The organism is Empedobacter sp. UBA5987 (assembly GCF_002429865.1).
Taxonomy (GTDB): domain Bacteria; phylum Bacteroidota; class Bacteroidia; order Flavobacteriales; family Weeksellaceae; genus Empedobacter; species Empedobacter falsenii_B.
On the sequence record NZ_DJBB01000029.1, the window covers coordinates 1 to 11,395 of the forward strand.

The window sequence follows — 11,395 nt, forward strand, 5'->3', positions numbered from 1 at the left end:
GGAAAATTCAGGGGGATATCCATAATTTATTTTGAGATGGTTGTTGTATGTTTGGAATAATATAACGAAATGTAGATGGTTTTTAGAAATTAGACTATGTTTACTTTGTAAAAAAATTTAGCTGCAATAAAATAACCAATATAATTAGTTTTAAAACTATTAAATTTCTATAAAATCATATGTCTAGTAAATTAATTCTTCTAAGAGAAAGTATTGATATACCTTTCGAAATAAGAAATTTAAGTGGTTATGAATTCTCAATTCAAGATGTAACTTTTAATGATTATGATGAATCTGTAAGTATATATAGTTTACATTTCTGTGAATTAGATGATCGTGAAGAAATATGGAACAAAGCTAATACTCTTATTGAAATTATAAATAGTGCTTTAAGATTATATTATCAAAATACAACACAAAAGATTCAATTAACTCCAGTAATGATAACTAGCGTTAGAGGATCAAGATTATATCATCCTATTTCTTCTAAAAACAACTTTACCAGAATCTATCCTTTCGATGAAAAAGAATTAGAAAACAATTTAAAAGATTCTAATTATGAACCAAGAAATCATCCTTTAAATATCATATTAGGATTATCAAAAAAAAATGATGACATATTTGAAATTCTTATGTTAAATTCTTTAGATTATAGTTTTACTAATTTATATAAAATTTATGAAACCCTTGAATATTATTTTAAGCAAAAAATTAATATTAATCTTTCAGAAGGTTTTATAGATTATAATATTACTAAAAAAGATATACGTTCTTTTAAACAAACTGCAAATCACGGAAATTATGACGTTTTTACACTTATGTCAACAGACGTAAGGCACGGTAGAAATCAAAACCCTGATAATTTCATTAAAACCACTAATGAAGACGCAATTCAATTAATTCAGAATATTATAAAAATTTATTTACAAAAAATTTATAACTTTAAAATATAAGATATTACTAAAGCTAATAACTAAGCTTTCGTCTTGCCCGGAGGGCATGAGATGTATTAAAAAACGATTGAAGACAAAAAGAATAAATATATAACCTCTCTAAGTGTTTTTAGTGAGGTTTTTTATTTTACACAATAAGGTATATCTCTTGTTTTATCCTGAATATTTTTTAGTAATAAAATAGCCCATTTCTTCAGGGGGGCGGGTATCCTTCGATTGTTATTCGAGAAAAAGTTGTATGTTGTCAAAATAAATGAGACACCTCTTTCTAAAAATTAAGAGAGTGTTTGGTTTATAAATTTATTATTTTTTCTTGAAAATACAACTGCCTTCTTTTAGCGATTGTTTGTTGTTTAATAAACGACTTTATAATACTGCTTTTCCCAGAACCATATAAACCTGTGATTGCGATATTTTTAACTGCTTTATTTTTTATACCCCACTCTAATTTATCAGAGTAATTTTTTATTTCATCCTCTTTTAAATGAATTGAATTTAGATGTGAAAATTGTATAATTTTTTCTTCATTTGTTAATTCAGATTTATTTTTTTCAGGACAATTAACACATTCATCGTTATTATTTATAATAGAATATCTTGAAGGCATTTGTAATAATATATATCCGTAAATTTAAGTTTATTCTTTTAATAAAAAATCCCCAACTTCGCTGTTGAGGATCAATACTATTTTTAAAGATAGACTTCTTTACAATCTCCCACCTACTCCCTTAAACTTATCTATAAACGCACTGATACGTTGAAATACGGTTTGCTTTTTTGTAAGATATTGAGGATTTAAAGGACTCATTTTGGGTAAAATGGCGTTTAATTCAGTACCGTTAGAACTTGCGTATTCACGTTTTAATGAAGATTCGATATAGCGTTTTGTAGCTTCTTCGTTTAAGTTTTCTTCTGTGATTAATTGGGTTGCTTCTTCTTTTTGTTTGACTTGCGCATACTTAAAGAACGAATCAATAACCGTTGCTTTATCTGGAATAGTATCTAAATCTGTTTCATTGATAAAATCTACAACTAAAGATTCTTTTCCTCTATTCCCAATACTTGCACGAATTACTCGACTTATTTCTTCAACTAATTTGGCTTTGTTTTTTGTTTTTTTGTTGTGCTCGAAGATTAATTCTAAGATGTAATCTAAATTAATCTCTTGAGATTTTAATAAATCAACTTCAAAAACCACATCATCCCAATCGATTTCACCATCTTCTGGTTGTTTCCCTTCTTTTTCTTTTCTTAACCAATCACGAATATCATTATAGGTCGAACGATAATCCTGCTCTGTTCGCTGTGGTAACAACTGAATCTTTTGCATCACAACTAAATCATCGTCCGAAACATGGTACATTTCTTTGAATTCTTCTACAGCAGTTGCATCGCTTTGGTCAATGTTTTGTAAGGCTTTTAGACTTGTGAATTCATCATAGTTTTGTAAGATATTTTCAACGCGTAAGTATTCACCGAATAATTTTGTAAACTCTTTTTTATCCTTTTCTTTTTCAATTGCATCTGGATTTGGAAATTTTTCATTTAATTCGTTGACCACTTCAATGAATCCTCTTCGTGCATCACCAGTTGAAATATCGGTAAAACCTTCTAAATATTCTTTATAGCTTTTCTCTAAAACAACATTCTTCGTGTTTTTGTTTCCGAATAAGGTAATCGCATCTATTGTTGCTTGTTCCAAGTCACGGAACGTAACAATGTTTCCAAAAGATTTGGTTGCATCTAAAATACGATTGGTACGCGAAAATGCTTGAATTAAACCATGATAACGTAAGTTTTTATCAACGAATAAAGTGTTTAGTTTTGGTGCGTCAAATCCAGTTAAAAACATACCGACAACGATTAGTAAGTCGATTTCTTTGTTTTTCACACGTTCTGAAAGATCGCGGTAGTAATTTTGAAATTCATCGCTATCCACACCATAACTTGTCTTGAACATCTTATTGTAATCGTTGATGGCTTTCGTTAAGAATTCTTTTGCTGAACTGTTTAAAGCAGAAGGCTCGAATGATTCGTCTATGATTTCTCCAATTGCTGATTGTTCTTCGTTGGCTGCAAACGAAAAGATCGTCGCAATCTTCAACGGTTTTTCGCTGTCTATTTGCTGACGGTTTAATTCTTCGTAATAATGTTTAGCTGCTTCTACGCTACTCACCGCAAACATCGCATTGAAACCGTTATTTCCGCCTTTTGTACGGTGTGTTTTAATGCGGTAATTTTGTAAGATGTATTTCGAAATTTCGCTGATACGTGCAGGATGTAAGAATGCTTTTTTCGCATCTTCACCACTTAATTTCTTTTCATCAACTTCCGTTTCAACGCCTTTGAATTGAGGTTTTACATTATGATAATCCACCTTGAATTTTAATACCTTTTCATCTCTGATGGCATCTGTAATGACATAGGCATGTAATTCTGAACCAAAAACACTTGCTGTGGTTTCTGCACCTAAGGCATTTTCAGGGAAAATTGGTGTTCCTGTAAATCCGAATTGGTAGTATTTTTTGAATTTCTTTTTGAGATTTTTTTGGGCTTCACCAAATTGTGAACGGTGGGCTTCATCAAAAATGAAAACAACTTGTTTATTGTAAATATCCAACTCTTGATCGCCTTTCATTAGGTTGTTTAACTTCTGAATGGTTGTCACAATAATTTTGTTGTCGTCTTTTTCGATGTTTCGTTTTAAACCTGCTGTACTGTTTGAACCGTTGACACTATCAGGCGAAAATTTTTGGTATTCTTTCATGGTCTGAAAGTCTAAATCTTTACGATCCACTACGAAAAATACTTTATCGATAAAATCTAATTTTGTTGCTAAACGTGCAGCCTTGAAACTGGTTAAGGTTTTCCCCGAACCCGTAGTATGCCAAATGTATCCACCACTTTCTAAAGATGACCATTTTTTGGTTTGATAAGCACTTTTAATTTTCCATAAAATACGTTCGGTTGCTGCTATCTGATAAGGTCGCATGACCAATAATGTATCTTTGATGTCTAAAACCGTATACGTTAGTAATACATTTAATAACGTGTTTTTTTGAAAAAAAGTTGCTGTAAAATCCTTTAAATCTTTGATTAAGGTATTATCAGCCTTTGCCCAATTCATCGTGAAATCGTAACTATTTTTGTTACGCGTAACGGTATTGGCAAAATAACGCGTATCTGTCCCATTCGAAATGACAAACAACTGCAAGTATTTGAATAACGAATTATCTGAATTAAAGCTTTCTTTAGAATAACGGTGTACTTGGTTGAACGCCTCACGAATGGCTACGCCACGTTTCTTTAGCTCTACTTGAATCATCGGTAATCCGTTGACCAGAATTGTTACATCGTAACGATTGGCGTGCGATCCTGTTTGTTCGACCTGTGAGATAACCTGTACTTTATTACGCGTAATATGCTCTTTATCGACTAAATAGATGTTTTGAATGTGTCCATCATCAAATACAAAATCGTAGATGTGGTTATCGTGAAGTTTACGCGATTTATCGACTAAACTATCACTTGGTTTATCTAAATATTCGACAAGAAAACGCGCCCATTCGTTATCGGTAAATGCCATATTATTCAATGCTTGTAATTGCGTACGCACATTGGCTAACATGGCATCTGTTGATTTGAGATGAGTCGGATTCTCGTATCCCAGATTAATTAAATCTTGGATGAATTCTTTTTCTAAGGCAGCTTCTGATTGATAAGCAATCGGAGCCTCGTTTAATTCGTAGAATTTGGTGTATTTGTCCAATACAATGTAATTGTTGGATTCTGCGATAGTCTTGTACATCTTATATTATTCTAAGTAGCTGTTAATGGGTTGTCTAGTTTAGATTCTAATTTGTTTCACTTTCTAAATTGCATTGCTCGTAATGACGTGAGCAATATGTTGCGTTTTTTTATGGATTGCTTCACGTTGTTCGCAATGACGGTGAGCAATGACTGGATTGCTTTGCTTGCGTTTTTTCTGGATTGCTTCGCTTTGCTCGCAATGACGGTGAGCAATGATTGGATTGCTTCACGTTGTTCGCGATGACGGAGAACAATGACTGGATTGCTTTGCTTGCGTTGTTTGCTGGATTGCTTCGCTTTGCTCGCAATGACGTTGGTTATACTCGCGATGACGGAGAACAATGACTGAATTGCTTTGCTTGGGTTGTTTGCTGGATTGCTTCGCTTTGCTCGCAATGACGTGGAGTTACCATTCATTTATTTCATCCCATAAGTCAATCCAATTTGGGTTGAGTGTTTCTATTTGTTTTAATTTTTTTTTTCGGTTACCTGCTTTTATTCTTTTTTCCTCTGTTATTGCGTCTTCAATTGAATGGAAGCTTTTGTAATAAACTAAGATTGTGCAGTTATATTTTGCCGTAAAAGATTCGGAATTATATTTTGTTTTATGCTCGTATACACGTCTTTTTAGATCGGCTGTTACACCTGTGTATAGAGTACCGTTTCTTTTGTTTGCCATAATATAGACTACACCTCCTTTTTTCATTTTGGTTTACTGGTTTGGGGTTGCTTTTCTGGATTGCTTCACGTTGTTCGCAATGACGGGAAGCTTAATAACTTTTCTCTGTAATATTCGTATTGTTGGGTTCTTAGTTTAATTTCTTTTGTAATTTCTTCCTCGATAGCTGTATGCGTGGCATCGAATTGATCTAAGAGTTTTACAATGCGTTTTTGATCTTCCATTGATATCAGTGGAATTTTAAATTTATCTGTATGTGGTATAGAAATTTGAGGCATTTGCATACGTTTTCCGATGTTTTGAAAATGTAACTCATTAATTTTTAAAAAATAATATATATATTTTATTTCAATTTGATCATTCGTTGAATGATACGACCACATCTCATTTTTATGAGAAAAAGGTTTATCATAATATTCAAATTCGATAATACCTCGAGATTTAACTATTATTGATGGTTTTAAATTAATATCTTTTTCTGGAAGATCATTTGCATCAAAAAAAGCTACAGTTTTACCACCTGCAAAGATTTTTATGGAACCATTTTCTTTATCTAATTCTTTCATTTGAGAAGCAGTAATCTTAGTTCCTTTTGTACGATTTAAAATTTCACCTAAACTTTTCCATTCTGCCTCACCTTTTTCGAAACTTAACAACTGTTCACGGAAGAACTCGAATTGTTTTTTACGGTTTTGGCGTTCCGTTTCTAATTCGGTTGTTAATTGGTTGGTTAACGAAGTTAATTCGTCTAAAACACGAACAATTTCTTGTTGGATTTCAAGAGATTTTTCTGGATTATCTGGACAAGGGATTGGGATAGAAACTTCAAGAATTTGATTCTTTTTTAAATTCGTCTGATCTACACCATTATTAAATTTTAACAAATCAGAATTTCTATTAAGTATATAATTTAAATACTTTGGTAATAAAGCATTTTTATTTATTACAGAAATGCGTCCTATACGCTGATTTAACGTGTATTTATCATTTTCTTCTACTAAAAATGTTTTAGCTAAAGCTTTACCATTTGGTAAATCACTCATTACAATTAAAATATCATCAATGTACAATGGTACAATTTGAACATCAGAGTATTTAATTATTTTTCCTTCACTTGATACAAATTTAGAATTTACAACTATATATTTTCCATCATCAGAAATTGCTTTTTCATGTCCTTTTCCATTTAAAAAATTAGCAATTTTCCCCAAAGCCAACCACTCCACATCAACACCTTGTAATAACTCGTCTAATTTGCTCATGATTTCCCTCCTTTTTTGTTATTTGCTTTAGCCTGTTTATCGCCTGCTTTAGCTTGTTTTTCTAAGATTGTAATGGTTTTTAGGTATTCACTTTCCACATTGCTAAGGGTTTTGGCTTTGTATTTTTTGTATTCTAAGGTTGCTTTCTCTTTCATTGCAGCATTAGAGATACTCCCTGCATTATCTAAAACTTTGCGTCCTGTCGAATTCAGTATATTATCTAACTCACGGATGTAGTCGTTCATACGCATTGGGCGCTCTTCAATAGCATTTAATTCGGCTAAATCAAAATAGGCTGCTACCAAGTTGTTCAATACACGTAATTCTTTTTCTTCTAAAAAATTTTTGGCAATCATCGCTTCAGCTTGTGTAGGTTCATCGCCTTTAAAATTGGTTAATCCAACAAAAGGCTTATCGCTATCTACACGCATATAAATGACTTCGCTTGCAGTATGCCCATGAGCAGCATAATGCAATTTGTTTTGTACAATTTTGAAAAAGGTTAAACTTGCATCACTTTTTGGATCGTAATCAGTTGCTGTAGCGTACAAATCCAATATTTGGCGGTACATTACCTTTTCACTTGAACGGATATCACGAATACGATCTAAAAGTTCTTTCCAATAATTGCCTCCACCAAGATTTTTCATGCGTTCATCATCCATCGTGAAACCTTTTACAATATATTCTTTCAGCCGATTGGTTGCCCATTGACGAAAGCCTGTAGCAATCTTCGAGTTTATTCTATACCCCAAAGCAATAATCATATCAAGATTGTAATAATCCAGTTCACGAGAAACTTCACGATTACCTTCTATTTGAACTGTTCGGATTTTCCGAACAGTTGCTTCTGCAATCAGTTCTTCTTCTGTAAAAATATTCTTAATATGTTCACTTACTGTTGATTTTGAAGTTTGGTATAATTCAACCAATTGTTTTTGCGTTAACCAAATTGTATCGTCATCCAATTGGACATTAATTTTAGTTTGTCCATCTTCTGCAGTATATAAAATTATTTCACTCATCCTTCGATTTCTTTTACAAGATGATCAATCGCTGCACGTAAAGATGAAATGTTGTTCACAGTTTCAGCTAACTCAGTATTTAACACTTCAATGTCTATCACTTCGCGTGTATCTACCGCTTCTACATACGAACTTACCGAAAGGTTATAATCGTTTTCTTCAATTATCTTATTCTCTATGGTTACTGCAACATGTTTTACATTTTCTTTCGCATCAAACAACTGCATAATCTTCTCGATATGTACATCCTCTAACATATTGTTGTTGGTTACTTTCTTGTAGAAGTCCTCACCTGTCGCATCGATAAATTGTGTTTTGTACTCAGATTTGTGTTTTGATAAAACTAAGATATTTACGCCAATAGAAGTTCCAAAGAATAAATTTGCAGGTAAACTGATTACTGTTTCTACAAAATTTTCTTTTATTAAATATTTTCTGATTTTTTGTTCTGCTCCACCACGGTAGAAAATACCAGGAAAACATACAATGGCTGCACGCCCTTTACTTGATAAATAATTAAGCGCATGTAAGACAAACGCAAAATCTGCTTTTGATTTTGGTGCTAAAACTCCAGCTGGTGCAAAACGATCATCGTTAATTAAAGTGGGATCATCCGAACCTACCCAATTCACCGAATAAGGAGGATTAGATACAATGGCATCGAAAGGTTTATCGTCGATAAAATGAGGATCGGTTAAAGTATCTCCTAATTGGATATTGAATTTATCGTAATTGACATTGTGCAAAAACATATTCATACGCGCTAAGTTGTAGGTTGTATGATTGATTTCTTGTCCAAAGAATCCATCTTCGATAATGTGGTTATCGAAATGTTTTTTTGCTTGTAATAACAAAGAACCCGAACCAGCAGCAGGATCGTATATTTTGTTTACCGTAGTTTGTTTGTGCATGGCTAATTGCGCAATCAATTTCGATACATTTTGAGGTGTAAAGAATTCACCACCCGATTTCCCTGCATTTGCTGCATAATTAGAAATTAAAAATTCGTACGCATCCCCAAATAAGTCGATTTGACTTTCCTCGAAACTACCAAAGTTTAATTCGGCAACTCCTTTTAAGATTGCAGCTAAACGTTTGTTTTTGTCTTCTACTGTATTACCTAAACGTGTACTTGTGGTGTCAAAATCTGCAAATAATCCTTTGATGTCTTGTTCAGATTCGTACCCATTCGCTGAGTTTTCAATATCTGTGAATATCGCTTTTAGATCTGTATTTAAGTTTGAATTTGTATTGGCGTTATCAACTATGTTACAAAACAATTGACTTGGATAAATAAAATATCCTTTTGTTTTTATGGCGTCGTCTTTGATTTCTGGTGTGATGATGTCGTCTGTTAATTTTGCATAGTTTACACTTTCGTCACCGCCTTCTATATAATTAGTGAAATTCTCACTTATGAAACGATAGAATAAAGTTCCTAACACAAAGTGTTTGAAATCCCATCCGTCTACTGAGCCACGTACTTCGTTGGCAATTTTCCAGATTTTGGCTTGTAGTTCTGCTCTTTGGGCTGTATTTGTCATTGTCTTTATTTCTTTTTAAAGATAAAAATTATCTTTTGTATATTCATTATTGTAAACATTACAAAATTAATGCATTTAAACGCCAAAATAAGACGTTAGTGCTTTTTTGTATTGGTTTTTTATTTTATTAATTGCAACTAATATTTAAAAGCACTTGCCATTAGTTCTTGTTCAGCTCTTGAAATTCCAATTTGTTTAGCGATATCCTGCCAATTCTTAACTACAGAAGTTACTTCATCGATTATTTGATCCATTTCTGTAGTCGTTAATCGAAAATACTCACCAACACTTTTCGCTAATTCAAAATCTAACGCATTATTATCCATATCAATATTCAAGGCTAAACCATCTTTATCAATGGATGGATTTAAATCATAAGCAGGTGATAAAACCCAACCTTCTTTCGTTAAAATAAATCCATGATTTCGTAAATGATCATCAGTATTGGATATCGCAATATTAAAAATGATTCTACGCCATAATTGGGTTAAATTTTCATTGATGTTCGCTCCATTCGATTGGATGAACTCCACAATATCTAAATAACTGGCAGGCTGATTTTTTATGGTTTCTTCGTTATTTCCTGTCATGGTCATTGCCGATGCGAAATGAATTCTATTACTTCCTTCACGATCAAATCGTTTGGTAAAAAAAGTATGATACGGACCATTAATCTTTTCTATTTTACATTCCGACATATTTATCCCTGCTTTTATCGCTAATTGATACGCTAAATATTCCCAACTAGCTTTATCAATAGTGTCATTCTTAGATGGAAATTTAGCAATCCATGGATGTTTATGCTCATCTAAAATATTAGCTTTTGGACGAGCTCCACCCAAAGAAGAACCAGGAGCTATTAATAGTTGTAACCATTTGTTTATCGCTTCATTATCGGTATCATTTTCGTAATGAACGACAGCTTGTTGAAGTTCTCTTACAGTAGACCATGGTGGCGTAGCCTTTTCGGTATCATTATCCAAAAAGTCAGATTTTGGATCTAGTTTAAAACGCAAAGCCCCCATACGTGTTTCGTCATAGACACCTAATAAGAAATCAATATCATATAATGTTTTCGCTTTTTCACCTTTTATTTTAGCGAGTTGAGCTTCACGTCTTTTCATTAAGGTACGTCCCCAAGTATCAGGCATACTGTCTAGAAAGAGTCCAAAGTTTTCTTTATCATTAGCAAATTGTGGCCCTGCAAATAAATGTAAATTGGGATCTAACTGATGATGATGTCCAGATTTTAACCATAGATTATCATACGAAAAGCTGAATGCTTTTCGTCCCTTGGCTTGATAGGCCGATAATACGCCCATTAGTATTGGACTTTCTAAATCTTGCCAATCAGCATAAACATATATATCTGTTTTCTGTACTGCCATCCTATAATATCTCTAAATCTTGTAGTTTACGACCAAGTGTGTCGTCTGCTGCTAACTTTAAAAAATCATCTTGTAAGCCTAAAACCCGAAGCACATTGAAATAAGCTCCCATCGCTACACTTGGCTCTCCTTTTTCGATGAGATTTAAAGTGGATCTGGAAATATCTGCTCTTTCAGCGACTTGTACCGCTGTTAATTTGCGACGTTTACGGGCAAGTTTTATTTGCTCACCCATTTGTGATAAGGTATCTTTATAACGAGGTAAAACAATTTGTTTTTTCATAAATGTCCGTTATTTCATACAAATATAATTAAAACGACTGAAATAACGGACATTTTTATATGAATATTCAATTATTTTCTCTTTGCAAAAGGTTATTGAAAACTTGTTATAACTGTTTTGCGGTAAATATTTGAATATTCTCCGCAAGTTATGCGGTGATTAATTTGTTTATCGTTGCACAATTGGTTTACTGAAAGAATTTGAAGACAATATTTACAATCCAAAATCATTTGACCGAAACACTAAAACATAAACAAGTCTTCCACCATTACTTCAAAAAGGAGAAGACACTTTCAAATTGTGGGTACGTCATATCCTCGTAGACTAAATTAGTAAAAAAACTAATATAGCCTTATGATGATTAAAAAGACAAAAGAAATAGAAGCTTACTTAACTTATAGTAAAAAACTACAAGTTCTAAAATACGCCAAAGAATATGGAAATAACACTA

At 32.7% G+C, this 11,395-nt stretch carries 10 protein-coding genes; 1 reads left to right on the forward strand and 9 read right to left on the reverse strand.

The features are described 5' to 3' along the window. Positions 1-179 precede the first annotated feature (179 nt). Positions 180-953 carry a hypothetical protein gene (locus B3J26_RS04700; protein ID WP_291073499.1) on the forward strand — a complete coding sequence of 258 codons (774 nt, stop codon included), beginning with the start codon at positions 180-182 and terminating at the stop codon, positions 951-953. Between the two features lie 292 nt (positions 954-1,245). Here the strand turns inward: B3J26_RS04700 and B3J26_RS04705 are convergent, their stop codons facing one another. From B3J26_RS04705 to B3J26_RS04745, 9 genes are all read right to left on the reverse strand, one after another. Beyond that, complete coding sequence (locus B3J26_RS04705) at positions 1,246-1,560, reverse strand: hypothetical protein (protein WP_291051008.1); 315 nt, start codon at positions 1,558-1,560, stop codon at positions 1,246-1,248. A gap of 99 nt (positions 1,561-1,659) precedes the next feature. Continuing rightward, positions 1,660-4,761: a type I restriction endonuclease subunit R gene (locus B3J26_RS04710; RefSeq protein ID WP_291073501.1), complete on the reverse strand. Its 3,102-nt coding sequence runs from the start codon at positions 4,759-4,761 to the stop codon at positions 1,660-1,662. A gap of 56 nt (positions 4,762-4,817) precedes the next feature. Further along, positions 4,818-5,180, reverse strand: a complete 363-nt coding sequence (locus B3J26_RS04715) for a hypothetical protein (RefSeq protein ID WP_291073503.1) — start codon at positions 5,178-5,180, stop codon at positions 4,818-4,820. After that, entirely contained in the window at positions 5,170-5,469 is a 300-nt protein-coding gene (locus B3J26_RS04720) for a GIY-YIG nuclease family protein (RefSeq protein WP_291073505.1), read from the reverse strand. Before B3J26_RS04720 ends, B3J26_RS04715 begins: the two co-directional genes overlap by 11 nt. Positions 5,470-5,507: 38 nt before the next feature. Further along, the gene (locus B3J26_RS04725; protein ID WP_291073507.1) at positions 5,508-6,704 is read right to left on the reverse strand and encodes a restriction endonuclease subunit S; all 1,197 of its coding nucleotides are present in this window, start codon (positions 6,702-6,704) and stop codon (positions 5,508-5,510) included. Beyond that, on the reverse strand, positions 6,701-7,729 hold the full coding sequence (locus B3J26_RS04730; RefSeq protein WP_291073510.1) for a virulence RhuM family protein: 1,029 nt from the start codon (positions 7,727-7,729) through the stop codon (positions 6,701-6,703). The genes B3J26_RS04725 and B3J26_RS04730 overlap by 4 nt, the downstream gene beginning before the upstream one ends. Next, positions 7,726-9,273, reverse strand: coding sequence for a type I restriction-modification system subunit M (locus tag B3J26_RS04735; RefSeq protein WP_291073511.1), 1,548 nt, complete (start codon positions 9,271-9,273; stop codon positions 7,726-7,728). The genes B3J26_RS04730 and B3J26_RS04735 overlap by 4 nt, the downstream gene beginning before the upstream one ends. A 137-nt stretch (positions 9,274-9,410) precedes the next feature. Continuing rightward, positions 9,411-10,661 carry a type II toxin-antitoxin system HipA family toxin gene (locus tag B3J26_RS04740; RefSeq protein ID WP_114999441.1) on the reverse strand — a complete coding sequence of 417 codons (1,251 nt, stop codon included), beginning with the start codon at positions 10,659-10,661 and terminating at the stop codon, positions 9,411-9,413. 1 nt (position 10,662) lies between these two features. Further along, a complete protein-coding gene (locus B3J26_RS04745) occupies positions 10,663-10,944 on the reverse strand; it encodes a helix-turn-helix domain-containing protein (protein ID WP_114999439.1) in 282 nt (93 codons plus the stop codon). Positions 10,945-11,395: the final 451 nt, after the last annotated feature.